The 25,238-nt window shown below is 57.8% G+C and carries 24 protein-coding genes and 1 other annotated feature; of the genes, 9 read left to right on the plus strand and 15 right to left on the minus strand.

Annotation, left to right across the window (positions count from 1 at the left end; all coding sequences use genetic code 11):
• Positions 1-176 precede the first annotated feature (176 nt).
• The 6 genes from V1599_RS02395 (at position 177) to emrD (ending at position 4,669) form a co-directional block, all read left to right on the plus strand.
• On the plus strand, positions 177-773 hold the full coding sequence (locus V1599_RS02395) for a DUF3304 domain-containing protein (protein WP_112012349.1): 597 nt from the start codon (positions 177-179) through the stop codon (positions 771-773).
• The gene (locus V1599_RS02400) at positions 761-1,360 is read left to right on the plus strand and encodes a DUF3304 domain-containing protein (protein ID WP_395300966.1); all 600 of its coding nucleotides are present in this window, start codon (positions 761-763) and stop codon (positions 1,358-1,360) included. Before V1599_RS02395 ends, V1599_RS02400 begins: the two co-directional genes overlap by 13 nt.
• A 453-nt stretch (positions 1,361-1,813) precedes the next feature.
• A complete protein-coding gene (tisB, locus tag V1599_RS02405) occupies positions 1,814-1,903 on the plus strand; it encodes a type I toxin-antitoxin system toxin TisB (protein WP_112012353.1) in 90 nt (29 codons plus the stop codon).
• A gap of 64 nt (positions 1,904-1,967) precedes the next feature.
• Positions 1,968-2,414 (plus strand): GNAT family N-acetyltransferase, encoded by a 447-nt coding sequence (locus tag V1599_RS02410; RefSeq protein WP_395300967.1) that lies wholly within the window; start codon positions 1,968-1,970, stop codon positions 2,412-2,414.
• A gap of 61 nt (positions 2,415-2,475) precedes the next feature.
• Entirely contained in the window at positions 2,476-3,309 is an 834-nt protein-coding gene (locus V1599_RS02415; RefSeq protein ID WP_395300968.1) for an EamA family transporter, read from the plus strand.
• Positions 3,310-3,484: 175 nt separating this feature from the next.
• Entirely contained in the window at positions 3,485-4,669 is a 1,185-nt protein-coding gene (gene emrD / locus V1599_RS02420) for a multidrug efflux MFS transporter EmrD (RefSeq protein WP_112012407.1), read from the plus strand.
• Here emrD and V1599_RS02425 read toward each other — a convergent pair.
• Complete coding sequence (locus V1599_RS02425; protein WP_395300969.1) at positions 4,572-5,660, minus strand: cellulase family glycosylhydrolase; 1,089 nt, start codon at positions 5,658-5,660, stop codon at positions 4,572-4,574. The genes emrD and V1599_RS02425 overlap by 98 nt on opposite strands.
• Before the next feature lie 86 nt (positions 5,661-5,746).
• Positions 5,747-6,664 carry a DNA-binding transcriptional regulator DsdC gene (dsdC, locus tag V1599_RS02430; protein ID WP_395300970.1) on the minus strand — a complete coding sequence of 306 codons (918 nt, stop codon included), beginning with the start codon at positions 6,662-6,664 and terminating at the stop codon, positions 5,747-5,749.
• Between the two features lie 117 nt (positions 6,665-6,781).
• On the opposite strand from dsdC, the gene dsdA reads away from it, so the two are divergent.
• Positions 6,782-8,068: a D-serine ammonia-lyase gene (dsdA, locus tag V1599_RS02435; protein ID WP_395300971.1), complete on the plus strand. Its 1,287-nt coding sequence runs from the start codon at positions 6,782-6,784 to the stop codon at positions 8,066-8,068.
• 32 nt (positions 8,069-8,100) lie between these two features.
• Here the strand turns inward: dsdA and V1599_RS02440 are convergent, their stop codons facing one another.
• The 4 genes from V1599_RS02440 to V1599_RS02455 form a co-directional block, all read right to left on the minus strand.
• Positions 8,101-8,448 (minus strand): DUF202 domain-containing protein, encoded by a 348-nt coding sequence (locus V1599_RS02440; protein WP_112012359.1) that lies wholly within the window; start codon positions 8,446-8,448, stop codon positions 8,101-8,103.
• Positions 8,438-8,785 carry a YidH family protein gene (locus V1599_RS02445; protein WP_112012360.1) on the minus strand — a complete coding sequence of 116 codons (348 nt, stop codon included), beginning with the start codon at positions 8,783-8,785 and terminating at the stop codon, positions 8,438-8,440. The genes V1599_RS02440 and V1599_RS02445 overlap by 11 nt, the downstream gene beginning before the upstream one ends.
• A 91-nt stretch (positions 8,786-8,876) precedes the next feature.
• The gene (locus tag V1599_RS02450; RefSeq protein ID WP_395300972.1) at positions 8,877-10,199 is read right to left on the minus strand and encodes a 6-phospho-alpha-glucosidase; all 1,323 of its coding nucleotides are present in this window, start codon (positions 10,197-10,199) and stop codon (positions 8,877-8,879) included.
• Entirely contained in the window at positions 10,196-11,818 is a 1,623-nt protein-coding gene (locus V1599_RS02455) for an alpha-glucoside-specific PTS transporter subunit IIBC (RefSeq protein WP_395300973.1), read from the minus strand. The genes V1599_RS02450 and V1599_RS02455 overlap by 4 nt, the downstream gene beginning before the upstream one ends.
• Positions 11,819-12,040: 222 nt before the next feature.
• Between V1599_RS02455 and V1599_RS02460 the strand changes: the two genes are divergently transcribed.
• Positions 12,041-12,787, plus strand: a complete 747-nt coding sequence (locus V1599_RS02460; RefSeq protein WP_395300974.1) for a GntR family transcriptional regulator — start codon at positions 12,041-12,043, stop codon at positions 12,785-12,787.
• Here the strand turns inward: V1599_RS02460 and V1599_RS02465 are convergent.
• From V1599_RS02465 to ibpA, 3 genes are all read right to left on the minus strand, one after another.
• Positions 12,755-14,416, minus strand: coding sequence for a putative transporter (locus tag V1599_RS02465; RefSeq protein WP_112012364.1), 1,662 nt, complete (start codon positions 14,414-14,416; stop codon positions 12,755-12,757). The two genes, V1599_RS02460 and V1599_RS02465, sit on opposite strands and share 33 nt — an antisense overlap.
• 165 nt (positions 14,417-14,581) lie before the next feature.
• Positions 14,582-15,010 carry a small heat shock chaperone IbpB gene (gene ibpB, locus V1599_RS02470; protein ID WP_112012365.1) on the minus strand — a complete coding sequence of 143 codons (429 nt, stop codon included), beginning with the start codon at positions 15,008-15,010 and terminating at the stop codon, positions 14,582-14,584.
• A 135-nt stretch (positions 15,011-15,145) separates the two neighbouring features.
• Positions 15,146-15,556, minus strand: coding sequence for a small heat shock chaperone IbpA (ibpA, locus tag V1599_RS02475; protein ID WP_112012366.1), 411 nt, complete (start codon positions 15,554-15,556; stop codon positions 15,146-15,148).
• Positions 15,550-15,622 (minus strand) — a sequence feature (ROSE (Repression Of Heat Shock gene Expression) occurs in the 5'-region of heat shock genes and acts as an RNA thermometer to modulate expression.). Its footprint overlaps the gene before it by 7 nt.
• A 247-nt stretch (positions 15,623-15,869) precedes the next feature.
• Here ibpA and V1599_RS02480 point away from each other — a divergent pair.
• Positions 15,870-16,196 (plus strand): YceK/YidQ family lipoprotein, encoded by a 327-nt coding sequence (locus tag V1599_RS02480; protein WP_112012367.1) that lies wholly within the window; start codon positions 15,870-15,872, stop codon positions 16,194-16,196.
• On the opposite strand, the gene V1599_RS02485 is transcribed toward V1599_RS02480, so the two are convergent.
• From V1599_RS02485 to dnaA, 6 genes are all read right to left on the minus strand, one after another.
• Entirely contained in the window at positions 16,193-17,422 is a 1,230-nt protein-coding gene (locus V1599_RS02485) for a DUF3748 domain-containing protein (protein ID WP_395300975.1), read from the minus strand. The genes V1599_RS02480 and V1599_RS02485 overlap by 4 nt on opposite strands.
• A 50-nt stretch (positions 17,423-17,472) precedes the next feature.
• Positions 17,473-18,285: a sugar-phosphatase gene (gene yidA / locus V1599_RS02490; protein WP_395300976.1), complete on the minus strand. Its 813-nt coding sequence runs from the start codon at positions 18,283-18,285 to the stop codon at positions 17,473-17,475.
• 192 nt (positions 18,286-18,477) lie between these two features.
• Complete coding sequence (gene gyrB, locus V1599_RS02495) at positions 18,478-20,889, minus strand: DNA topoisomerase (ATP-hydrolyzing) subunit B (RefSeq protein WP_112012370.1); 2,412 nt, start codon at positions 20,887-20,889, stop codon at positions 18,478-18,480.
• A gap of 28 nt (positions 20,890-20,917) precedes the next feature.
• The gene (gene recF / locus V1599_RS02500; protein ID WP_395300977.1) at positions 20,918-21,991 is read right to left on the minus strand and encodes a DNA replication/repair protein RecF; all 1,074 of its coding nucleotides are present in this window, start codon (positions 21,989-21,991) and stop codon (positions 20,918-20,920) included.
• A gap of 147 nt (positions 21,992-22,138) precedes the next feature.
• Positions 22,139-23,239, minus strand: coding sequence for a DNA polymerase III subunit beta (gene dnaN / locus V1599_RS02505; protein WP_112012372.1), 1,101 nt, complete (start codon positions 23,237-23,239; stop codon positions 22,139-22,141).
• Between the two features lie 4 nt (positions 23,240-23,243).
• Positions 23,244-24,638 carry a chromosomal replication initiator protein DnaA gene (gene dnaA, locus V1599_RS02510; protein ID WP_010426558.1) on the minus strand — a complete coding sequence of 465 codons (1,395 nt, stop codon included), beginning with the start codon at positions 24,636-24,638 and terminating at the stop codon, positions 23,244-23,246.
• Positions 24,639-25,238 lie beyond the last annotated feature (600 nt).

The raw sequence follows: 25,238 nt of genomic DNA on the forward strand, positions 1-25,238 counted from the left end.
TTTGTTGGCTTCCAGACCGTGTTTCATTGCAGGGTTAAAAACAATTCAACCAGTAAGATTAATCACTTATCAATGTGTTAAGAAAATCTGAAAATGTGCGGAAATCATTTAACCTCGCGCAGGTAGTGGTTATTCTTTGTTCTCATCAACGGGGTAATTTGCGTTAGGGAAAACAGGTGAAACTACATCACATTGCGTTAATCACCGCGCTTGCGCTTCTTAGCGGATGCGACAAGCCCGCTAAAACCGAGCCCGTACCGCCCGGCGGGGGCGGCACCATCGAAGCCATCAACCACACCAGCTGGGCCATCAACCGCTTCAGCGTTAACGGCCAGTCCGGCCTCGATATTATTAATCCTTATTCCGGCGGCGGCGGAGGCTGCTGCTTTGGCGTGAAGGGCCCATGGCAGCCCGGGATGACCGTGCAGGTCGACTGGGAAACCGGCGTTGCCTTTGCCAGTGATGTGCCGGAAATTCCTGAGCCTGAAAGGCCTGATCTGAGCGGAGTTAGTGAGAAAGAGGCAGATGAATTAGCGCAGATATACTCAGATAAATATCACGAGTGGTATGAAAAGATTAAAGCCTACAGCAAAAAACACACCCAGACGGTGCCTCTGCCCGACTACACCGGCCAGAAAACCTGCGGTATCACCGTGCATTTCCTGCCCTGTGACCAGGTAAAGGTCACCACCAGCTGCGCCCGCTACGGCAGCCCGGATTACCCAATCAAAGAACGCGTGCAAATGGAGAAGCCGAAAGTATGCCCTCAATGAACTCGATCATCCTTCTGGCAGCCATTCTGGTGCTGACCGGGTGCGATAAGCCCGCTAAAACGGAGCCCGCACCGCCCGGCGGAGGCGGCACCATCGAAGCCATCAACCACACCAGCTGGGCCATCAACCGCTTCAGCGTTAACGGCCAGTCCGGCCTCGATATTATTAACCCTTATTCCGGCGGCGGCGGGGGCTGCTGCTTTGGCGTGAAGGGCCCGTGGCAGCCCGGGATGACCGTGCAGGTCGACTGGGAAACCGGCGTCGCCTTTGCCAGCGATGTGCCGGAAATTCCTGAGCCTGAGGAACCAGATACAACCGGAATGAACAGGGATGAACGCTATAAGGCTTGGCAGGCTTACGCTGAAAAACGCCGCGAATGGCGAAAAATAATAAAGGCCATGAATAAACAACACTCACTAGTTGTTCCCCTGCCCGACTACACCGGCCAGAAAACCTGCGGTATTACCGTGCATTTTCTGCCTTGCGATCAGGTGAAAGTCACCACCAGCTGCGCCCGCTACAGCAGCCCGGATTACCCCATCAGGGAACGCGTGCAAATGGAGAAGCCGAAAGTCTGTCCCAATTAAGCGACTGCAGCATAACGGCACTGCCGCGAAACCTTTAAATCTGAATGCCGCCCAGAAAACAAAAAACCCCGCCTAAGCGAGGTTTTTTTTCAGGGTTTTGCGGCTGGTGACCGCAGAACACACTGTGTTACGTCAACGCAAAAAGTATACGCGATCGCAGACGAACGCGCAATTCAGGCACGGATTTTGACGTTTTTGAGTATGGATCGCCTTCACGATTTTGTCCATAAAATACTGTTCATGCATACAGCATTTATCTATACTGAGGGTGTTCGCAGTGAGCGAGGGGGCCGCAGTTCTACCGGCGCAACGAAGTCCTGGCTGAAACGGGTGGTGCCGTCAGTGCCTTAACCCCCGAAGTGAGCACACTGTGTTACGTCAATCCAGGTGCTGGCCACAGGCGGCGGAAAGGTACGCCAGCATCGTGCTCCTTTTAACCAAAAGGAGACGCGTATGGGCGTCGTGGATATGGTTGTACTTATCCTCAAACTCATTGTTGCTGTACTGCAACTGCTTGATGCTGTCCTGAAATACGTTCGGTAATTCAGGTTCAAGTCGCACCTGAGAGGGGCGGGCAACCGCCCCTCTTTAATAACGAGGGAATGCTATGTCGCGTCTGTTAATTGAGCCTGTTACGCCGGATGAACCCGGCTATATCGCCCTGAAGGCAGAAAGTATCGCGTTGAATTTCAACATGCTGCGCAGGCTGGAAGAGAACTGGCTGCGGGGTGAGAACCGCTTTAACGCGCCGGGGGAAAAGCTGCTCGGGGCGTTTCTTGGCGGCAAGCTGGTCGGCGTGTGCGGGTTAAACCGCGATCCGTTCAGCCAGCAGCCGCGCGCCGGACGCATCCGCCATCTTTACGTCAGCGAAAAATGTCGCGGGCTGGGCATTGGCAAACAGCTGTTAACCGTGGTGACGGCCGATGCCAGCATCTGGTTTGATTTTCTTAATACCCATGCGCCGGACGCTGCCAGTGGGTTCTATCATCGCGCTGGTTTTACGCAGGTGTCGGATGAACCGCGGGTGACGCACCGTCTTTTTTGCGCGGTGTAAGCGGTGGCGGCTTAAGAATGCGAATGTTACAGTTGGATGACAATTCACCATCTGACGCGCCATGACCATCACCGTTTTCTGCATCCTGCTGTTTGCCGCGCTGCTGCACGCCAGCTGGAACGCCATCGTCAAAGCCGGAACGGACAAACTCTACTCCGCCATTAGCGTGAGCGGCTCCGCCGCGCTTATCGCACTGCTCATGCTGCCGTTCTCGCCGCAGCCCTCGGTCGAAAGCTGGCCCTTCCTGATCGTCTCCTGTGCGCTGCAGGTGGTGTACACCGTGCTGGTGGCAAAGACCTATCAGGTCTCTGATATGAGCCAGACCTACCCGCTCATGCGCGGCACGGCTCCGCTGCTGGTCGCCCTGATTAGCGTGCTGGTGCTGGGAGATAGCCTGTCCTGGCTGGCCTGGTCGGGCATTGGCGTGATTTGCCTGTCCATTCTGGCGATGGCGATGAACGGCAGAATGCAGTCGCGCAAGGGGATCTGGCTGGCGCTGATCAACGCCTGCTTTATTGCCGGGTATACGCTGGTGGACGGCACCGGCGTGCGCCTGTCGGACACCGCGCTGGGCTATACGCTGTGGACGTTCTTCATGAACGGCTTTTGCCTGCTCTGCTGGGCAATGGCGGCGCGCCGCCGCGAAGCCTCCCGCTATCTGCGTCAGCACTGGAAAAAAGGGCTGCTCGGCGGCGTCGGCACCATGGGCTCCTACGGGCTGGCGCTATGGGCGATGACCCAGGCACCGCTGGCGGTAGTAGCGGCCCTGCGCGAGACCTCCATCCTCTTTGGCGCGCTGATCGCGTTTCTGCTTTTAAAAGAGAAGGTTGCTGGCATCCGCATTGTTGCGGCGCTCGGCATAGCGGGCGGGGCGATCCTGCTGCGCCTGGCGTAAAACAATGGCAACATATGTTGCCGATGTTGTTTACAAATCCTGCCTTTCCCCCGTCTTTCATTCATCGCACCAATGCTTAACTTGTCATCTGAGTGTGGTAGATTCCTCGCGCATTTATGGGAATGCGTAGTCACTTGTTCTTTATTTCTCTCTTTTGGCAAAAGTATTCAGCGACATGAAAAAACACAGGAACGTTAACTTATTGTTGATGCTGGTGTTACTGGTGGCCGTCGGTCAGATGGCGCAAACCATCTACATTCCGGCGATTGCCGATATGGCAAAGGAACTTAACGTCCGCGAGGGCGCAGTGCAAAGCGTGATGGCGGCCTATCTGCTGACCTACGGCGTCTCGCAGCTCTTTTACGGCCCGCTGTCCGATCGCGTTGGTCGCCGCCCGGTGATTCTGGTCGGCATGAGCATTTTTATGCTGGCGACCGTCATTGCAATGACCACCTCCAGCCTTACCGTGCTGATTGCCGCCAGCGCCCTGCAGGGCGTCGGAACGGGCGTGGGCGGGGTGATGGCGCGCACGCTGCCGCGCGACATGTACCAGGGCACGCAGCTTCGCCACGCCAACAGCCTGCTTAATATGGGTATTCTGGTCAGCCCTCTGCTGGCACCGCTGATCGGCGGCCTGCTGGACACGATGTGGTCCTGGCGCGCCTGCTACGCCTTCCTGCTGGTGCTGTGCGTCATTGTCACCTTCAGCATGGCGCGCTGGATGCCGGAAACCCGTCCGGTGGACGCGCCGCGCACGAAGCTGCTCGCCAGCTATAAAACGCTGTTCGGCAACGGGTCGTTCACCTGCTACCTGCTGATGCTGATCGGCGGTCTGGCGGGCATTGCGGTGTTCGAAGCCTGTTCCGGCGTGCTGCTGGGCGCGGGGCTTGGCCTGAGCAGCATGGTGGTGAGCATTCTGTTTATTCTGCCGATCCCGGCGGCATTTTTCGGCGCATGGTTTGCCGGACGCCCCAACAAACGGTTCTCCACGCTGATGTGGCAGGCGGTGATCAGCTGTCTGCTGGCGGGCGTAATGATGTGGGTGCCCGGTCTGTTCGGCGTGATGTCGGTCTGGACGCTGCTGATCCCGGCCGCGCTGTTCTTCTTCGGCGCGGGGATGCTGTTCCCGCTCGCTACCAGCGGCGCGATGGAGCCATTCCCGTTCCTCGCGGGCACGGCGGGCGCGCTGGTGGGTGGTTTGCAGAACATCGGTTCCGGCGCGCTGGCGTGGCTCTCGGCGATGATGCCGCAAACCGGTCAGGCTAGCCTGGGCCTGCTGATGACGCTGATGGGGCTGCTGATTTTACTGTGCTGGCTGCCGCTGGCGTCGCGCGTCCCGCATCACGAGCAGCCTGTTTAACCGCATGATGGCCCGGCTTCTCGCCGGGCTTTTCACAGACGGGGGCGATCATGGCCTGTAATAACGGCTCTGGCGCGGGCCGCCAGGCGCCCTCTTCCCCATCGTAAAACTGAAAGTCCGCGTTAATTGCGTACGGCATTTTCGCTTTTTGCAGCTCGCAGGCCATAAACGTGGCGAACGCCATTTGCGACGCGGTCGGCGTAAAGCGCATCGACTCGCCCACGCCCCAGCCGCCAACCCAGCTGACGTGCCCGGTTTTTTGCTGCCAGCGCAGCGCGGTATTGATTCGGCTGCGGATAGCCGCTTTTTCCGCTGCCGTTCCCGACGTCCACGGGTATTTACCGCCGTTCTTCAGCGGCCCCCACGGGAAGATATGCCACTCTGCCAGCAGATAGGATTGGCTGTGCGCGGGCAGCTTAAGGCCGGACAGCTCCTCCGGCGCGGCGCGCAGGCGGGGCGCGACAAAGATCATGCGCTGCCCGTCAATCTCGTGAACGGCTTTGATCGTTTTTTCATAGACGCGGTTAAGCGAGGCAAGGTTATGGTTGAGCTTGTCTGCGGGTTCGTAGATCAGATCAAACCCCAGCAGCGGCGCGCTGTTCCCGAAATAGTGCGCCACGGCGATCCACCAGTTAACCACCTCTTTTTCGTTATCGGCATTCGGCTCGCTTTTATACTCGTCGGCCTGGTAGGCAATTATGGGGATCACGCCGTACTGCTCGCAGGCTTCTACCAGCTTGCGCAGGTGGATTAGCCGCGCTTCGGTCGGTTCACCGGCGACGCGGATACGCACGTGCGTGATGCCCTTCGCGCGAAAATCACGGACCACCAGCGGATCGAACTCGCGGATGCCGCGGTCGGTGCGCGCCCAGTCCACGTCCATACCCACGCCGAGCTGCTGCGCGTAGCGCGCAGCCGTCAGCGGCGGCTCTGCGGCGATGGCCCAGCCGGAAGACAACACGAGCGCAGCGGCAATGAAAGGCTTTAACACGGCGTACCTTGCGAGAAATCGAAAGCAATAATCTGTATTTAGCACGCTTTTTCACATTTGGTGTAGAGCCAAAGCGTAATAATTCTTCAGCTCGCCATCGCTTTTAGCCAGCCGATAAAAGCGTCAATTTTCGGCCACTGCCTGCCGGGTAGCGTTGCAACGTAATAATGCTGGTGGCATTTCAGCGCCTTTTCACCGAAAGGCGCAATCAGCTCCCCGCGCTCAAGGCGCTTCTGCACCAGACGTTTTCGCCCCATTGCCACGCCGACGTGGTTCATCGCGGCGATAATAGCTAAATCAGAGCGATCGAACCCAATGCCCGATGATGGCGGCATGTTTACCGCAAACTGCTGCGCCCAGCTGCTCCACTCATCCGTTCCGGAATCATTGCTCCAGGCCTGACGGTCATGCAGAAGCGTACAGTAGCTGAGATTTTGCGGGTCTTTAAGCAGCTCGCGTTCTTGGGCATATTCCGGCGAGCAGACGGGAAAAATCGCCTCATCCATGAGAAATTCATGAGAAAGAGGGTTTGGCGGCGTATCGTCGAAATATAATGCAAGATCGACACCCGTTCGCTGCATATTGACGTAATCATTGCCGGTGAGAAGGGTGAGCGAGATAGAGGGGTAGCGTCGGGTAAAGTCGCCCAGCATCGGCACCAGCCAGCACTGGGCAATCGACGGGCGCGAGTAGACGGTGAGCGTACCGGACAGCGCCTGGTTTTTGATATCCAGGATCTCCTGGTTCAGGGTATCCAGCGACGCTTTGAGCGTCCAGTAAACGCGCTTTCCCTCCTGCGTCAGCTCCACTTTTCGGTGCGAGCGCACAAACAGCTTAATGCCCAGCTCCTCCTCCAGCAGGTTGATACGGTGGCTGACCGCGCTGGGGCTGAGGGACAGCTCCGCCGCCGCCAGCGCAAAGGACTCATGCCGTGCGGCGACCTCAAAGGTGTACATTTTTGAAAGCTGCCAGCCGTTAAGCAGCCGATTTTGGGCATCCGTCACGCCTTTCCTCCGGGTTTGATCCAATCTGGCTCACCTGAAACGCAATATATATCATTTGTCAGTATGTCTCTTTTTTTATCCAATACCCCACACGACCCGATTGCGACGAGATGAACAATGGCAAACGCACGCGCAGCGGCGCTGACCGCACAGTACCCTCTGATTGAGAATTTGATAGCCCTTAAGGACGTCACCTGGCCTAACCCGCGCGCCACCTCGGTTGCGGAAGGGCTTCCGTACGTTGGGCTAACCCAGGCCGATATCGATGACGCCCGCGCGCGACTGGCCCGCTTCGCGCCGTACCTGGCGAAAGCGTTCCCGGAAACCGCGGCAACGGGCGGGATTATTGAATCCGAACTGGTGGCCATTCCGGCGATGCAGGCGCGGCTGGAGAAAGAGTCTGGCAAATCCATACCCGGCACGCTGCTGCTGAAAAAAGACAGCCATCTGCCGATCTCCGGCTCGATTAAAGCGCGCGGCGGCATCTACGAGGTGCTGACCCACGCGGAGAAACTGGCGCTGGAGGCAGGGTTGCTGAGCGTTGAAGATGATTACAGCATCCTGCTGGAGCCGCGCTTCAAGGACTTCTTCAGCCGGTACAGCATTGCGGTAGGCTCCACCGGCAATCTTGGGTTGTCCATCGGCATAATGAGCGCGCGCATTGGCTTTAAGGTGACGGTACATATGTCCGCCGACGCCCGCGAGTGGAAAAAAGCGAAGCTCCGCAGCCACGGCGTCATCGTTGTGGAGTATGAGCAGGATTACGGCGTGGCGGTGGAACAGGGGCGAAAAGCGGCAGAAAACGACCCGAACTGCTTCTTTATCGACGATGAAAACTCCCGCACGCTGTTCCTCGGCTACGCGGTGGCGGGCGAGCGGCTGAAGGCGCAGTTTGCCGCGCAGGGGCGCACGGTGGATGCAGAACATCCGCTGCATGTTTACCTGCCGTGCGGCGTCGGCGGCGGCCCCGGCGGCGTGGCGTTTGGCCTGAAGCTGGCGTTTGGCGACCACGTTCACTGCTTCTTCGCCGAGCCAACGCACTCGCCGTGCATGCTGCTGGGCGTGTATACCGGCCTGCACGACGAGATTGCCGTGCAGGATCTGGGTATCGATAACGTCACGGCAGCGGACGGGCTGGCGGTAGGACGCGCCTCCGGCTTCGTGGGCCGCGCGATGGAGCGGCTGCTCGACGGGTTCTACACGCTTTCCGACCAGAGCATGTACGACATGCTCGGCTGGCTGGCGCAGGAGGAGGGCATTCGCCTGGAGCCGTCCGCACTCGCGGGAATGGCCGGACCGCTGCGCTTCCCTGCGGGGGCCAGCGTTACCCATCTGGTCTGGGCAACCGGCGGCGGCATGGTGCCGGAAGGCGAGATGGCTGCGTATCTGGCTAAAGGGAATTAATGATAGCGGGTGGCGGCTGCGCCTTACCCGGCCTACAGGTGCAAAATTTGCTGAATGTGGGTAACGGCAAAGAGTAAGGACAGCAGCAGCACCGCCAGCGCAATCAGAAACTTATCCCGCACCGCCTTCGGCTGGACAAAATCATCCTGCGCCACGTCCATCAGGTTGCGGCTGCGGGTATAGCGCCACAAAATGACCGCCACCAGCGCCAGCACAACGATTGAGATCCAGAACGGCGCCCCGGTGCGGTGCCAGTTGTGCTTAATCGCCAGCGCGATCAGCGCGCCGTACCCCAGCAGCGTGCGCAGCCAGGCCAGCGAGGTGCGCTCCGGCTGCAGGCCGGGGTCGGCTTCGCGTCGCGCCCTGCGGCTATCCGGCATAGAACACCAGCACCATCACCACGCCCGCCACCGCCAGCAACAGGACGCTGATAATGAGCAGCCCGCGCGTATAGGGCAGATCCTGCTTCAGACGCATCGCCTTCTCGTTGCGCAGCCAGCGCAGGTAACCGTAAATCGCCAGCACGCCCGCGAACAGGCACAGCAGCAGCGCCAGCACTTCGCGGATCAGCGGGGTGGCGAAGTCGGGCGCCAGCTGGTCCAGGCCAACGCCCGCGGCGAGAAAGCCTAACGCGGTGCGGACCCAGGCTAAAAAGGTGCGCTCGTTGGCCAGAGAAAAGCGGTAGTCCGGCGCTTCGCCGAGGCGGGAAATTTTCATGGAGGTTCCTTGTCGTGCTGCGGGCAGGCTTCAGCATAGCGTAAATCGACAGGGACAAAAAACCGGCATCGGGCGATGCCGGGTATGAGAGTTAGTGCAGTTCAGGCCAATAGTCCTTATTCGCCTCGATCAGGTCATCCAGAATCGCTTTCGCGACGGACGCGCTCGGCACGGTTTTCGACAGCGTAATCGCCTGCCACAGCTTCTGGTACGAACGCTGCTCCCAGGCATCTACCACCAGTTTTTCCACCGCGACCTGCTGGCTCATCAGCCCCTTCTGGAAGTGCGGAATGTCCCCCACCGTGAGCGGCTCCGGCCCGTTATGGCCCACCAGGCACGGAATTTCCACCATCGCGTCGGCGTCGAAGTTATGAATGGCCCCGTTGTTGGGCACGATCAGCAGCATCCGCTCCTGGGTGTTGAAGGCTATTGCCGTCGCCAGATCGACGATGTAGGACGCATGTTCGTCGATTTCCAGCTCGCCCGCGGAGGATTTCCCGGCTTCGATAATCGCCCGACAGGAGCTGAACACGTGCTTCTCGCGGTGATCCATCACCTCGTTGGCGCGCGTGCGTTCCGGGTTCGAATGCGCCACCACGTAGTCCGGGAACAGGTAATACTTCAGGTAGGTGTTCGGCATGGTGTCCGGATCCAACGCCTGCACGTCTTTGGCTTTGGCGAAGGTGTCGTTCCAGCTCGCCTCGGTGTGCGCATCTTCCGACGGCGGAACATAGCCGTTTTTCGCCACGTATTCACGCAGTTTAGGCATCAGATCGTTGCCGTTAAGGTCTTCAATCGACGTCCACCAGCCGAAGTGGTTCAGGCCGTAGTAGCGCACGCGCATCTCTTTACGATCCTTCAGGCCGACGATCTGCGCCATCCGCCCTTCAATGCCGATCGGCATATCGCAGATGTTGAGGATTTTGGCGTTAGGCCGAAGGCGGCGGGTGGCTTCCGCAACGATGGCCGCCGGGTTGGAATAGTTAAGCATCCACGCGTTCGGGGAGTATTGCTCCATGTAATCCACCAGCTCCAGCACGCCGCCGATGGAGCGCATGCCGTAGGAGATCCCGCCCGGGCCGCAGGTTTCCTGGCCCAGCACGCCGTGGCGCAGCGGAATTTTCTCATCTTTTTCACGCATCGGGTATTTGCCCACGCGGATGTGCGCCATCACGAAATCCACGTCGGTAAAGGCCGCTTTTGGATCGGTGGAGTAGCTGAACTCAATCTCCGGCGCCTGCTCCTGAAGAATGATTTTGCACGCCTCGGCGATGGTCTCCTGACGCGCGCCGTCGTTGTCATAGAACTTCAGGGCGCGCAGCGGGAAACGGTCACGGTTGGCTAACAGCATCAGGACGATACCCGGCGTAAAGGTGCTGCCGCCGCCGGCAATGACAACTGAGAATTTTTTCATGATATAGCCTCTGTCAGGGTGGTTTGTTCGTGGGTTAAAGGGGTTTTCATCAGCGATTCAAGCTGGTCGCGCACCTGGGGAACGTGCAGGCCGACGATCACCTGGATGCCGTTGCCGCGCCGCACCACGCCGTGTGCGCCGAGGGCTTTAAACACGTCGTCGCTTTGGGTTTTCGCCATGTCCACCAGCGCGATGCGCAGGCGGGTGGCGCAGTTGTTAACGCTTTCGATATTGGATGCGCCGCCGAGCGCCTGCAGGAATCCGGCGGCCTGGCCAACCTGCTGGCTGGCCGCCGCCGGGGCGGTGGTTTGCCCGCGCGCCGCTTTATAGTCCGCCTTGCTGTAGAGCTTGATTTCGCTCTCTTCGCGGCCCGGCGTTTTCAGGTTCAGCCGCTCAATCAGCGTTTTGAAGACCAGAAAGTAGAGCCCGGTAAAGCACAGGCCGATGCCTATCTGGGTAAACATCATCGACGCGTGGTTATGGAACATCGGGATCCAGTTCTGCGGCAGGAACTGGTCAAGCAGGCCGCCGCCCATGTTGCCTACCACGCCGAAGGCGTACATTACCGTCGCCATGCTCGCCGCCAGCACGGCGTGAACGGCAAACAGCAGCGGAGAGATAAACAGGAAGGTAAACTCCAGCGGCTCGGTAATGCCGACCAGCACGGCGGTAAGCGTCGCGGGGATCAGCAGGCCCGCGACCTTGACGCGGTTTTCCGGCGACGCGGTGTACCACAGCGCCAGCGCAATGCCGACGGAGCCAAACACCTTCGAGTTGCCGTGCAGCGCAAAGCCGCCTTCCGGGAACAGGGTTTTCAGCGGTTCGGTACTCTGGCTGAAGGCCTGCAGGTGCTGCGCCCAGTAAACCTGAATGCCGCCCTCGACCGCCGCCGGGCCAAAGATAAACGGACCGTAGACGAAGTGGTGCAGCCCGGTAGGGATCAGAATGCGCTCGAGGAAGGTATAGACCCACACGCCCAGCGCCCCGGCGGAGCGCAGAAACGCCTGCAGGGATTCAATGCCCATCTGCACTTTCGGCCACCCCAGCAGCGTCAGCCAGGCGCAGGGGATCATCACGAAAAAGGCGAGGATGACGACAAACGAGGTGCCCTGAAAAATGCCCAGAAAGACCGGCAGCGGCTTGTCGAAATAGCGGTTGTGGATCGCGGTGACGATGCCCGAAATGACGATCGCCCCGATGATGCTGGTATCGAGCGTTTTGATGCCGGCAATCATCGCCAGCCCGCTTCCGGCGGTCGGTTCGGCGGAGAAATCGACGCCAAAGAAATGGCCCCAGGTCATCCCCATCGCATTGATGAAGTAGTTCCAGGTCAGGAAGCTAATCAGCACCGCCAGGCACGCCCGACCCTGCGCCTGCTTCGCGAGGCCAATCGGCAGGCCGACGGCAAAAATCAGCGGCATGTTGCGAAAGACCGCCCATCCGCCCTCTTCAATGATGTGAACAATTTGCGCGAACAGATGATCGGGGGCGGTTAAGGCTTCGCCCACAAAAAGCGGGTTGCGAAGCATGATGGCGATTCCCACCACGATCCCGGCGAACGGAAACAGCAACACCGGGGTAAACATGGCACCGCCAAAACGTTGTATTTGACTGAGCATTTTTAAATCCTCACGTAACAACCTGTAGGGGAGAGTGGCCTTTGTATTTTTTTGCTGGCCTGAAGGGAGCATAAGAATTTACTAATGCGCGAACATGGCGTGCCGCTGCGATTCGTGATCGCATTCATGGTTTTATTTTGACCAATCAGGTCTACTTTTTGTGGTAAATATGGACATGTCAGGATCCAATCCACGCCCTGATAAAGGCAGAAAGGTCTACTGGTGATCTACAAATCTATCGCCGACAGGCTACGGCTGCGGCTGAATTCATCGGACTACAATGTTGGTAGCCCGCTGCCCGGAGAGAAGGCGCTGGCGCATGAGTTTGGCGTGGCGCGGATGACCATCCGCAAGGCGCTGGATCTGCTGGTAAGCTGGGGGCTGGTTGAACGCCGCCACGGCAGCGGGACGTTCGTCGCGAGAAAGGACGTTCACCATGAAACCACCAACCTGACCGGGCTGGTGGAAGTGCTGCGCCAGCAGGGAAAAGAGGTGCAGAGCAAGGTGTTGCAGTTTGAGGTGATGCCCGCCCCGCCCGCGATCGCCAGCCAGCTGCGCATTCAGGTCGATGAGCGGATCTACTTTTCACGGCGCGTGCGCTACGTAGAGGGGAAGCCGCTCATGCTGGAAGACAGCTTTATGCCGGTGAAGCTGTTCCGCAACCTCTCGCTGGCGCATCTAGAAGGGTCGAAGTTTGACTACATCGAGAAGGAGTGTGGGATAACCATCAGCGGCAACTACGAAAGCCTGACGCCTGTGCTGGCGGACAGGCAGCTGGCAAGCTACATGAACCTGCCGGAACAGACGCCGCTGCTGCGCATTACCTCACTTTCCTACAGCGACAGCGGCGAGTTTCTCAATTATTCAGTCATGTTTCGTAATACCAGCGACTATCAGGTGGACTATCACCTGCGGCGCATTCGCCCGGACGCGGTTTTAGCCTATCCCCCAGAACAGCACCGCCAGTAGCTGCGGGGTGATAATGCGCAGGAACATCACCAGCGGATAGACCGTGGCGTACGACAGCGCCGCCGCGCCGCTGGTCGAATGCAGGTTATTGGCAAAGGCCAGCGCGGGCGGATCGGTCATGGAGCCCGCCAGCATCCCGCACAGCGTCAGGTAGTTCATTTTGGCGAACATCCGCGCCAGTATTCCCACCGTCAGCAGCGGGATCGCCGTGATAAAGATGCCGTAACCGACCCAGCTCATCCCCTCGCCCTGAATCAGCGTGTCGACAAAATCGCCGCCGGACTTCAGCCCCACCACCGCCAGGAACAGCACGATGCCCAGCTCGCGCAGCGCCAGGTTAGCGCTCGGCGGCATAAACCAGTAGAGCTTGCCGATGCAGCCGATGCGCCCGAGGATCAGCGCCATGATCAGCGGCCCGCCCGCCAGACCTAGCTTGAGCGCGACCGGGAAGCCGGGCACGTACAGCGGAATAGAGCCGAGCAGCACGCCAAGCCCGATGCCGATAAATACCGGCAGCATCTGCACCTGCTGCAATTTCTGCTGGGCGTTGCCAACCATATCCGCCACGGCGTCGATGGAGGACGGCCGGCCGACAAGGTTGAGGATATCGCCAAACTGCAGGCTGGCCTCCGGGCTAGCGACCAGCTCAACGCCCGCGCGGTTAAGCCGGGAGATCACCACGTCGTAACGTTCTTTTACCTGCAGATCGCGGATTTTCCTGCCCAGTACCTTTTCGTTCGTCACCACGACGCGCTCGACGCGCATGTCGGTACCGCGCGTCGAAAGCGACGTATCGACCTCCTGGCCAATCACCAGCCGGGCGTTATTGAGGTCCGCCGGCTGCCCGACCAGATGCAGCAGGTCGCCGTGCTGGATCACCGTGCCCGGCGAGGGCACCATCAGCATATCGTCGCGCTTCAGGCGCGAGCAAATGATGGTGGCGCTGTTCAGGATGGGCACATCCTGAATCGCCATATTGTTCAGGTTGGGATTTTCCACGCGAATGTTGATGGTTTTAATCAGCGCGTGGCCGTTGGTCAGCGTGCTTTCGTGGTCCTTTGCTTCTTTATCCACGTTAACGCGAAACAGGACGCGCACCAGCCACATGGAGAGCAAGATGCCGCAAATGCCAAACGGGTAGGCCATGGCGTAGCTCATTCCCATCTGGTCAACGACGTCCGGGGCGATGCCTAAATCACGCAGGATTTGTTGCCCCGCACCCAGCGCGGGCGTGTTGGTAACCGCACCAGAGAAAATGCCGAGCACCACGGGAAGCGGGATCGCAAAAAGCTTGTGCAGGACGGCGGTGACCAGCCCGCCCATCACCACAATGCCGAGGGCGAAGAGGTTTAGCCGCAGCCCGGAGACGCGAAGCGAGGCGAAAAAGCCCGGCCCTACCTGGATGCCAATGGTATACACGAAGAGGATCAGGCCAAATTCCTGAATAAAGTGGAGCATATCGGCGCTGAGCGTAAGCCCAAGCTGCTCGGCAAAATGGCCGACAAAAATCCCGCCAAACAGCACCCCACCGATGCCAAACCCGACGCCGCGAATTTTGACATTGCCAATCCATAGCCCAACCACCGCGACCAGGGCCAACACGCTAACGGTTAACGCGATATCACTCATGATCATCTTCCTTGCCATAACCTTAGTTATGGTAAGGATTCTCTCAGAGCCGATAACCGTTGTATGGGCGATGGCGCACAAAAAAGCCCTGCCGAAGCAGGGCCTTATCTTTTCACCCTTTCCCTGTGGGAGGGGGCCGGAGTGAGGGCACCAGCCCGCACAAAATTAGCTATTCAACGCCGGACGCTCGCTAATGGCGATGCGCTGCGGCGCAATGGCTTCAGGCAGGTTACGGGTGACGTCGATATGCAGCAGCCCGTTGCTGAACGTTGCGCCGGACACTTCCATATGGTCCGCCAGGGTAAAGCTCAGGCTGAACGGCTGGATGACCAGGCCCTGATGCAGCCATTTGCTGTCGGTCTCTTGTTTCTCAGGCGTTCCTTTCACCGTCAAACGCGTGCCTTCAAGCTGGATATCCAGGTCTTCCTGGCGGAAACCGGCCAATGCCAGCGTGATGCGGTAGTGGTTATCGTCGCTTTTTTCGATGTTGTACGGCGGAAATGCCTGTTGATCAGGGGTGCTTTGCAGGGCGTTAGCCAGCTTGTCAAAACCAATCCACTGACGCAGAAGTGGGGATAAATCGTAGTTACGCATAGGTGTTCTCCTTCTAAGAAGCGAGTTGGCGCAGGTTATTTTTGTGCGCGGTTGTTCCTGCAAATCCAGCTGGATTCGCATATGCTCCCGTTACGGCAAGCAATTCTGGGTGGGCCGCTCGTGCGGCCCGCGACATTAGTTGATTTCGATACGGCGCGGTTTTTTCTCTTCCGGAATCACGCGTTCCAGCTCGATAAACAGCAGGCCGTTCACCAGGTTCGCGCCTTTAACGTGAATGTTTTCAGCTAACTGGAACTTGCGTTCAAAGTTGCGCTCGGCGATGCCCTGGTACAGGTAGGTACGCTCTTTCTGCTCTGCCGTATGGGAACCTTTCACCAGCAGCAGGTTGTCCTGCGCGGTGATTTCCAGTTCGCTTTCTGCGAAACCGGCTACGGCGATAGCGATGCGGTAATGGTTTTCGTCAACCAGCTCAACATTGTATGGAGGGTAGCCGTTGCTCTGGCTCTGGTTATTTTCTAAATGGTTGAACAGGCGGTCAAAACCAATTGCAGAACGGTATAGCGGAGAAAGATCGAAGTTACGCATAGATAAAAACTCCTGAAATCAGCGAGAAATTTAGCCTTCCACCATGGACAGGCTTCTGCATCCCCTGAACACCCATCAGGCGCGTCCATCATCGGGCTACATTCCTAAAATGGGTCTGGTTACGGATTTTTCAAGCGTATTTATTTGAGATTTTTTTGCACTTTGCGGGTTGTCGCATAGACTGGGACAACAGCACAAAGGGTTAAATTGCGATGGCTGCCACAGTGCGGGGTTTATGCGCTATTCATTTTGAACAGGGCTGATATAACCCTGAGTTGCAGGTCTATGTAGTGCCATTAACGATGACTGAGTGATGATGAAAAATGTTCTGATAAAGCTGACAACGTTCAGCGGGGTGGTTTTACTTTGCGGGTGTTCGAGCGTGATGTCTCACACCGGCGGTAAAGAAGGAACATATCCGGGGACGCGCGCCAGCGCGGCCATGATCTCGGATGACGATACGAACTGGGGAACAAAATCTCTGGCGATCCTCGACATGCCGTTCACGGCAGTCGCCGACACGCTCCTGCTGCCGTGGGATCTGTTCCGTACGGACAGCTCCGTGCGTTCGCGCGTTGAGAAAAGCGAGCGGCAAAATCTGGCAACCAATGCCGTAATCCCCCCAGCCGATATGCCCTAGCGCTTTTCGGTTTCCGTTAGCCAAAGCTGGCGGAAACCGTCCGCCTCCGCCATCCAGGCAATTTTCTTACCGTCAGGGGAAAAGATGATCGCGTCCGCCGACGGCGAATTGCCGCGATCGGACGTCAAAAACGTCACCTCTCCGCTCTGCGCGTCGCACAGCGCAATCCTGTTTTTAAGCACAAATCCCAGCATTTTCCCTGAAGGATGCCAGTTAAATGCCGACTGAATGTCGCTGTTATTATGGGTTAACTGACGCGGCTCGCCGCCCTGCGGCGAAATCAGCCAGAGCTGCACAATGCCGTGATCATCGCGCATCAAAAAGGCGATCTGCGTGGCCTGCGGATTGCTGCGCACCCAGTGGCGCGGCGCGTTCACCAGCCCAGGATACGCCCGCTGATGGGTAAAGGTTAAACGACGCTGCGCGATGCCCGCCGGCGGCGCGGGAAGGGTTTCAGACGTTCCCTGCAGCGGCGCATCGCCCGCGCGCTTCCAGCCCTGCTCGTCTTTCGGAAGGTCGACAATAAACAGCTCAGGCACTTTCACGCCCGTGGCGGACAGCGTATCGCCGATAAACGCCAGCCTGTCGTTGCCCACCCAGCCTTCTTCGTAGGCGCGGTTGATCTCATCGCTGCCCGGTATTGGCGTCGGCGTCGTGCGGCTAACCAGCACGCTCCAGAAGGTGCCAGCATAGTTACGCGGATGGTTGCCGCGCGGCGTGACCGGGCCAAACGGCGACGCGACGCCGACGTTGCGTAAGTCCAGCTTTGGGTCGCGCGCGTGCAGCACGTGGTCATTATAGGTAAAGCTGACGAACTGCCCGTTTGGGCTGAAGACGTGCACGTGGCTGCCGCCGCGCAGCGCGCCCGGCGTGTAGGGTGCGGTGATATCCATCGCATCAAGGTTTTCGACCGCGCCGTTATGTGCAATGACCCCCTGACGGTGGTGAAAATCATACTGCCACGCCGCGTCGGGGTTTTCCGGCCCGTGAATAAACACGTACTTATCTTCTGCAGGATGAACGGTCACCACGCCAACGTGCGCGCCGCGGCAGGCGCGATAAATCACCTCCACCTCGCCGGTATTCACGTTGACCCGCTCGATGGTTTCACCGGTGAACGACGCGCCCGACGGGCGCACGTCAAATGCCAGCCACTGGCTGTCCGGCGTCCAGGTGTTGATGTTGGTGAGCTGGTGGTTGCGGGAAGCGAAGGTGATTTGTTTCATAAGGATACCCTGATGCGCGGTTATCGCATCAGGGTATCGCAAGCTGATTTTTAGTTCAGCACAAACTTCTCAATGGCGTACGCCACGCCGTCTTCCAGGTTAGATTTGGTGACGAAGTTAGCGACTTCCTTCACGGACGGAATGGCATTCTCCATCGCCACGCCCATACCCGCGTATTCGATCATTGCGATGTCGTTTTCCTGATCCCCCAGCGTCATGATCTCTTCTGGCTTGATGCCCAGCGCGTCGGCCAGGGATTTCACGCCCGTGCCTTTATTGACGCGTTTATCGAGGATTTCGAGGAAGTACGGCGCGCTTTTCAGCACGGTGTATTTCTCTTTTACCTCTGCCGGAATGCGCGCGATGGCTTTATCCAGGATCTCAGGCTCGTCGATCATCATCACTTTCAGGAACTGGGTGGCAGGGTCCATTTTCTCCGCTTCGCAGAACACCAGCGGGATGGTCGCAACGTAGGATTCATGCACCGTGTAGTAGCTGATGTCGCGGTTAGCGGTATACAGCGTGTTGCGGTCGAGCGCGTGGAAGTGAGAACCCACCTCGCGGGACAGTTTTTCAAGATACAGGTAATCATCATAGCTCAGCGCGGTTTGCGCCACCGTGCTGCCATCCGCCGCTTTCTGCACCAGCGCGCCGTTGTAGGTAATGCAGTAATCACCCGGCTGGTTCATGTGCAGCTCTTTCAGGTAGCTATGCACGCCCGCATACGGACGCCCCGTGGTCAGCACTACGTGCACGCCTTTTTCGCGCGCGGCAGCGATGGCATTTTTAACGGCGGGAGAGATAGTGTGGTCCGGCAGCAGCAGCGTGCCGTCCATATCGATTGCAATGAGTTTGATGGCCATGAGATCCCCAGATTAAGTGAGTCTGGACTCATGCTAACGCGATTCGGCTCAAAAAACACGGTAAGAAAGGGGGATTGGGTGTGAGGAGAGGATTCCTCTTTTGCGCAGTTTTTTTCCCCGAGAGGAAGAAAAGACGGTACCGGGCATTCCCCTCTCCCCTATGGGGAGAGGGTTAGGGTGAGGGGATATTACTTAGATATCGATATTCGCCGCTTTCAGGGCGTTTTCTTCGATAAAGGCGCGACGAGGCTCAACCGCGTCACCCATCAGAGTGGTGAACAGCTGGTCGGCGGCAATCGCGTCCTTCACGGTCACTCGCAGCATGCGGCGGCTTTCCGGATCCATGGTGGTTTCCCAGAGCTGTTCCGGGTTCATTTCGCCCAGACCTTTATAGCGCTGGATAGCGAGGCCACGACGGGACTCTTTCACCAGCCACTCCAGCGCCTGCTCGAAGCTGGCTACCGGCTGGCGGCGCTCGCCGCGTTCGATGAAGGCATCGTCTTCGATCAGGCCGCGCAACTTCTCGCCGAGCGTGCAGAGACGACGATATTCCGGACCGGTCACAAACTCGTGCTCGAGCGGATAATCGGTATCAACGCCGTGGGTACGCACGCGGATAATCGGCTCAAACTGCCCGTCAGCGTTCTGCTGAACGTCGCACTTCCACATGCTGCCGTGCTGCTCTTTCTCGTTCAGCTCGCTCACCAGGGCATTGACCCAGCGGGAAACGGTCTGTTCGTTGCTCAGATCGGCCTCGGTCAGCGTTGGCTGATACACCAGCGCTTTCAGCAGCGTCTTCGGATAACGACGCTCCATGCGCGTAATCATTTTCTGCGCGGCGTTGAACTCGGAGACCAGACGTTCCAGCGGCTCGCCGGCCAGCGCAGGCGCGTGGGAGTTGGCGTGCAGGGTGGCACCGTCAAGCGCGATCGCGATTTGGTACTGATCCATCGCTTCGTCGTCTTTGATGTACTGTTCCTGCTTGCCTTTCTTCACTTTGTACAGCGGCGGCTGCGCGATGTAGACGTGGCCACGCTCAACGATTTCCGGCATCTGACGGTAGAAGAAGGTCAACAGCAGCGTACGGATGTGCGAACCGTCGACGTCCGCATCGGTCATGATGATGATGCTGTGATAGCGCAGTTTGTCCGGGTTGTACTCGTCGCGGCCAATGCCGCAGCCCAGCGCGGTGATCAGCGTTGCCACTTCCTGAGAAGAGAGCATCTTGTCGAAGCGCGCTTTCTCAACGTTGAGGATTTTACCCTTCAGCGGCAGGATCGCCTGGTTCTTACGGTTACGGCCCTGCTTCGCAGAACCGCCCGCGGAGTCCCCTTCCACGAGGTACAGTTCGGACAGCGCCGGGTCGCGCTCCTGGCAGTCCGCCAGCTTGCCCGGCAGGCCAGCCAAGTCCAGCGCGCCTTTACGACGGGTCATTTCACGGGCTTTACGCGCCGCTTCGCGCGCGCGCGCCGCGTCGATAATTTTGCCCACGACGATTTTCGCGTCGGACGGGTTTTCCAGCAGGTATTCGCTCAGCAGCTCGTTCATCTGCTGCTCTACCGCCGATTTCACCTCGGAAGAGACCAGCTTGTCTTTGGTCTGCGAGGAGAACTTCGGATCCGGCACCTTAACGGAGACAACGGCAATCAGGCCTTCACGGGCATCGTCACCGGTGGCGCTGACTTTCGCTTTTTTGCTGTACCCTTCTTTGTCCATGTAGGCGTTCAGGGTACGGGTCATCGCCGCGCGGAAGCCCGCCAGGTGCGTACCGCCATCGCGCTGTGGAATGTTGTTGGTGAAGCAGTAGATGTTTTCCTGGAAACCGTCGTTCCACTGCAGCGCCACTTCTACGCCAATGCCGTCTTTTTCGGTGGAGAAGTAGAAGATATTCGGGTGAATTGGCGTTTTGTTCTTGTTCAGATACTCAACGAACGCCTTGATGCCGCCTTCGTAATGGAAGTGGTCTTCTTTGCCGTCGCGCTTGTCTTTCAGACGGATAGAGACGCCGGAGTTCAGGAACGACAGCTCACGCAGGCGCTTCGCCAGGATGTCGTATTCGAATTCGGTGACGTTGGTGAAGGTTTCCAGGCTCGGCCAGAAGCGCACCAGGGTACCGGTTTTGTCGGTGTCGCCGGTCACGGCCAGCGGGGCCTGCGGCACGCCGTGGGTGTAGAGCTGGCGGTGAATTTTACCTTCGCGCTGGATAACCAGCTCCAGCTTCTGCGACAGGGCGTTTACCACGGAAACGCCAACGCCGTGCAGACCACCGGACACTTTATAGGAGTTATCGTCGAACTTACCGCCCGCGTGCAGCACGGTCATGATAACTTCCGCAGCGGATACCCCTTCTTCCGGGTGAATACCGGTTGGGATGCCGCGACCATCATCGGTGACGGAGACGGAGTTGTCCGCATGGATCGTGACCACGATGTCTTTACAGTGACCCGCGAGCGCTTCGTCGATAGCGTTATCCACAACCTCGAATACCATGTGGTGCAGACCGGTGCCGTCATCCGTGTCGCCGATATACATACCCGGGCGCTTACGCACCGCATCCAGCCCTTTCAGGACTTTGATACTGGAGGAGTCATAAGAATTCGACATCAACGTTTCTCGCTCATTTAAACTTGGGTTAATCCGTTATTTTACCCTTTTCCACGGTAAACATCTTCGAATTTTCGTCCGACATGTCTATAACGTGTTCAGCGCTAATCGCGCTGACGAAAACCTGCGACTGCGTGGCTTTTAAGCGGCTGGCAAGCAGCCCGCGCCGCGCGTCGTCAAGTTCCGAGGCAAAATCATCTATCAGATACAGGCAGCGCCGCCCGCTCTCGCGGGTGAGGAACTCCCCCTGCGCCAGGCGCAGCGCGCACATCAGGAGCTTAAGCTGCCCGCGCGACAAGGTATCTTCAACCGGTGCGCCGTCTGCACGAATGCGAAAATCCGCCTTGTGCGGACCGTGCGCGGTGTAGGTCAGCATGCGATCGCGCTCGAAGTTTCTCTCCAGCACGTCGGCATAATCCGTCTCTTTCTCCCAGCCGCGCTGGAAGGAAAAGGTCAGGGAAAACTCCGGTAAAAACTGTTTGCAGGTATCGGCCATGTCTTCGGCGATGCCTGCGCTGTATTCGGCACGCCAGCGGCTGATTTGTTCCGCCAGCGGGATCAGTTCCCTATCCCACGGACGCAGCTGGGCGTAGCGGGTGACCTGGCGCAGCGCGGCGTTGCGCTGCTTAAGCAGGCGCTTCAGGTTGCTCCAGGCGTTAAAGAACCCGGCTTCATTGTGAAAGCATCCCCAGTCGAGGAACGCTCTTCTGTATTTGGGGCCGCCGTTGAGTAAAGTAAACCCCTCGGGCGTGATCAGCTGCATCGGCATCAGCAGCGCCAGCTCGGCCACCTTATGGCCGTCTGTGCCGTCGATGCGCACCTTGCTGTCGCCCTGCTTGTCTTTGGTCAGACCGATGGCGGTTTCGCGCTCTTCGCCCTGCAGGCGCCCGTGAAGCACAAAGGATTCCTGCTCGTGGCGAATGACGCGACCAATCTGCAGGCTGCGAAACGCCCGGCCGTGGCCAAGCGTGTAGATGGCTTCCAGCACGCTGGTTTTGCCGCTGCCGTTCGCGCCAACCAGGAAGTTAAAGCCGGGGGATAAAGCAAGATCCGCATTTTCAATGTTACGGAAGTCTTTGATTAAAAGGCGCGTCAGTGACATATCTGAGTTTCTTCGGGCCAGGGCGTAATCGGCGCAGCCAGTTTCAACGCGGACTGCGCGCAGACCCTGGAGCGTACACGCAGTACGTGACAGGGGCGAGCACAGCCCAGGTTGAAAATGGCAAGTAAGATAGCCCGATAGTTATCACTACAGTCTCATTGGCATGACAACATAAGCCGCCGACTGTGATGCGGCATCTTCAATCTGTACGCTCGAAACGGAGTCAGTCAGCAGGATGCGAACGTTCTCGCATTTCAGCGCGTTCAGCACATCCAGCACATAGCTGACGTTGAAGCCGATTTCCATCTCAGCCCCGGCGTAGGTGACGTCCAGAATCTCTTCCGCCTCTTCCTGCTCTGGGTTGTTGGCGGTGATTTTGATCTGATTTTCGCTTACGTACAGGCGCACGCCGCGGAACTTCTCGTTAGAGAGGATTGCAGCACGGGCAAACGCCTGCTTAAGCGTATCGCAGCTTGCTTCCAGATGCTTATCCGGGTTTTTCGGCAATACGCGGCGATAATCCGGGAAACGACCGTCAACCAGCTTCGAGGTGAAGACAAAATCGCCCACGTGGGCACGAATGTTGTTGCTGCCGATCTGCACGCGCAGCGGAGTATCGCCGCCGTCGAGCATGCGCATCAGCTCAATCACGCCTTTACGCGGCACGATCACCGAATGGTTTGGCAGGGAATCGCCAATCGGCATGGAACAGACCGCCAGACGGTGGCCGTCAGTGGCCACGGTACGCAGCTCTTCACCTTCGGTTTCGAACAGCATGCCGTTTAAGTAGTAACGAACGTCCTGATGAGCCATGGAGAACTGCGTGGCCTCAATCAGACGCTTCATCGTCGCCTGCGGCAGGGTAAATTCAACTTCGCTCTGCCAGTCGTCGAGGTTCGGGAAGTCTGCGGCAGGCAGCGTGGAGAGCGAGAAACGGCTGCGGCCAGAGCGCACCAGCATGCGGTCGCCTTCGAGCTGCACGGCAATTTCTGCACCTTCCGGCAGCCCGCGGCAGATATCAAAGAATTTACGTGCCGGAACGGTAGTCGCGCCCGCGTCATGCGGCTGAGACAGCGTAACGCGCGCGATCATTTCCATTTCCAGGTCTGTGCCGGTCAGCGACAGCGTGCCGTCCGCGACCTGAAGCAGCAGGTTTCCAAGAATAGGCAACGTTGGGCGGCCACCTAATGGGCCACTTACCTGCTGCAGCGGTTTTAATAAATGTTCACGTTCAACAGTAAATTTCATAGCGTCACGATGATAGAGTTCTGATTAAATTGGAAAAATCTTCTTTTATGTCGTGGCTTTCTTCGCGTAACTGCTCAATCTTACGGCACGCGTGCAGCACGGTCGTATGGTCACGGCCACCAAACGCATCGCCAATTTCCGGCAGGCTGTGGTTGGTTAACTCCTTTGCCAACGCCATTGCCATCTGACGCGGACGCGCCACGGAGCGGGAACGACGTTTAGACAGTAAATCGGCCACTTTGATTTTGTAGTACTCAGCCACCGTCTTTTGAATATTATCAATGGTGACCAGTTTTTCCTGCAATGCCAACAAATCACGCAGGGCTTCACGTACAAAATCGATGGTGATCGCACGGCCGGTAAAGTTGGCATTGGCAATAACGCGGTTCAGCGCCCCTTCCAGCTCACGAACGTTGGAACGCAGACGCTTGGCGATAAAGAACGCCACTTCACCCGGCAGGCGAATGTCGTTTTCATCGGCTTTTTTCATCAGGATCGCGACGCGGGTTTCCAGCTCCGGCGGCTCGATCGCCACGGTCAGGCCCCAGCCGAAGCGGGATTTCAGACGATCTTCAACGCCGTTGATCTCTTTTGGATAACGATCCGAGGTCAAAATGATCTGCTGATTTCCTTCAAGCAGGGCATTGAAGGTGTGGAAAAACTCTTCCTGCGATCGTTCTTTATTGGCAAAGAACTGGATGTCATCGATCAGCAGCGCGTCAACGGAACGGTAGTAGCGTTTAAACTCTTCGATCGCATTGTTTTGCAGGGCTTTTACCATGTCCTGAACGAAGCGCTCGGAGTGCATATACACCACTTTCGCATTGGGCTTGCGCGCCATAATGCCGTTACCCACCGCGTGAAGAAGGTGCGTTTTACCCAGGCCCGTGCCGCCATAAAGGAACAGCGGGTTGTAGGCGCCACCGGGATTATCCGCAACCTGGCGAGCCGCCGCGCGCGCCAGCTGGTTCGACTTACCTTCAACGAAGTTATCAAACGTGTGTTTTACGTTAACGTTAGAGCGATAGGTAGGTTCTGCCGGAGCGGGAACATTATCCCAGCCCTGGCGAGCAGGTGCCACGCGAGGTGCAGGAGCGGGCGCCGCCTGCGCGGGTGCGGCCACGTTAACGGTCTCACGAACGGTTTGCGTGACCGGCTTGGTGCCCACTTCAAAACGTAGCTGTGGCGCGTCTGAGCCGCAAAAATCGTTCAGCAATCCATTGATATTATTAAGGTACTTATCCCTTACCCAATCGAGCACAAAACGGTTTGGCGCATACAAAGCCAGCGTGTTATCGCTCAGCTCCGCCTGCAATGGGCGGATCCACATACTGAATTCTGTGGCTGGTAACTCATCCTGCAATCGGGCAAGACACTGCTGCCAAAGCGAAAGTGACACGGCGGACTCCACTCGAACAATAAAAGAAAACTATTGAATATTCATGATTGTTGACGCACATCGACAAGACCCTGTGCAAAGGGGGACGTGCGAATTGCTATCTGCAATTTTATCCAGACCAGGATCCGTGGATCCCGATCGGGACCGCGGATCATAGCCTAAACTGAGCCAGAGATCTTCTGTTTCTCACAGATTCTTCCCGATTTATCCACAGGAAGATCCGGAACCGGGTAAGTGTAATCGATCCAGGCGCGCATGCCCCACGATTTAGCCCGCATATTGGAAAAATTAATGAGTACAGGCAAATTTTTGCTTAAATGATCTAACGAAGATCCGGCACGATCCTTGCGCTTTGTCGGTGAGCCCGTATAATCCTCGACCCGGCGCGTGATGCTCATCTTCCTGCGTCGTCCGTTGCTCATTTTCCACACGAAAACGTGCGGAAATACGCGGGAAATAAGGAAAGAGAATTGACTCCGGAGTGTACAATTATTACAATCCGGCCTCTTTAATCACCCACGGCTTCGGCGTCCGTCATTCGAAACTCGGTCGGGCATCCGCAAAAGTCATGAATTTATTCAAGTTTAGGTAGAAATCGCC

Origin of the sequence: Enterobacter sp. ECC-175, assembly GCF_043968675.1 — a bacterium.
Lineage (GTDB): Bacteria > Pseudomonadota > Gammaproteobacteria > Enterobacterales > Enterobacteriaceae > Enterobacter.

What these genes read in the sequence shown, in the direction of transcription:
- tisB (WP_112012353.1), top strand. Translation starts at nt 1,814, where the DNA reads ATGGGCGTCGTGGATATGGTTGTACTTATCCTCAAACTCATTGTTGCT.
- V1599_RS02450 (WP_395300972.1), bottom strand. Translation starts at nt 10,199, where the DNA reads ATGAAAAAATTCTCAGTTGTCATTGCCGGCGGCGGCAGCACCTTTACG.
- V1599_RS02410 (WP_395300967.1), top strand. Translation starts at nt 1,968, where the DNA reads ATGTCGCGTCTGTTAATTGAGCCTGTTACGCCGGATGAACCCGGCTAT.
- yidA (WP_395300976.1), bottom strand. Translation starts at nt 18,285, where the DNA reads ATGGCCATCAAACTCATTGCAATCGATATGGACGGCACGCTGCTGCTG.
- V1599_RS02485 (WP_395300975.1), bottom strand. Translation starts at nt 17,422, where the DNA reads ATGAAACAAATCACCTTCGCTTCCCGCAACCACCAGCTCACCAACATC.
- emrD (WP_112012407.1), top strand. Translation starts at nt 3,485, where the DNA reads ATGAAAAAACACAGGAACGTTAACTTATTGTTGATGCTGGTGTTACTG.
- V1599_RS02465 (WP_112012364.1), bottom strand. Translation starts at nt 14,416, where the DNA reads ATGAGTGATATCGCGTTAACCGTTAGCGTGTTGGCCCTGGTCGCGGTG.
- V1599_RS02480 (WP_112012367.1), top strand. Translation starts at nt 15,870, where the DNA reads ATGATGAAAAATGTTCTGATAAAGCTGACAACGTTCAGCGGGGTGGTT.
- ibpB (WP_112012365.1), bottom strand. Translation starts at nt 15,010, where the DNA reads ATGCGTAACTACGATTTATCCCCACTTCTGCGTCAGTGGATTGGTTTT.
- V1599_RS02415 (WP_395300968.1), top strand. Translation starts at nt 2,476, where the DNA reads ATGACCATCACCGTTTTCTGCATCCTGCTGTTTGCCGCGCTGCTGCAC.
- V1599_RS02440 (WP_112012359.1), bottom strand. Translation starts at nt 8,448, where the DNA reads ATGCCGGATAGCCGCAGGGCGCGACGCGAAGCCGACCCCGGCCTGCAG.
- V1599_RS02445 (WP_112012360.1), bottom strand. Translation starts at nt 8,785, where the DNA reads ATGAAAATTTCCCGCCTCGGCGAAGCGCCGGACTACCGCTTTTCTCTG.
- V1599_RS02400 (WP_395300966.1), top strand. Translation starts at nt 761, where the DNA reads ATGCCCTCAATGAACTCGATCATCCTTCTGGCAGCCATTCTGGTGCTG.
- ibpA (WP_112012366.1), bottom strand. Translation starts at nt 15,556, where the DNA reads ATGCGTAACTTCGATCTTTCTCCGCTATACCGTTCTGCAATTGGTTTT.
- dnaN (WP_112012372.1), bottom strand. Translation starts at nt 23,239, where the DNA reads ATGAAATTTACTGTTGAACGTGAACATTTATTAAAACCGCTGCAGCAG.
- dsdA (WP_395300971.1), top strand. Translation starts at nt 6,782, where the DNA reads ATGGCAAACGCACGCGCAGCGGCGCTGACCGCACAGTACCCTCTGATT.
- gyrB (WP_112012370.1), bottom strand. Translation starts at nt 20,889, where the DNA reads ATGTCGAATTCTTATGACTCCTCCAGTATCAAAGTCCTGAAAGGGCTG.
- V1599_RS02455 (WP_395300973.1), bottom strand. Translation starts at nt 11,818, where the DNA reads ATGCTCAGTCAAATACAACGTTTTGGCGGTGCCATGTTTACCCCGGTG.
- recF (WP_395300977.1), bottom strand. Translation starts at nt 21,991, where the DNA reads ATGTCACTGACGCGCCTTTTAATCAAAGACTTCCGTAACATTGAAAAT.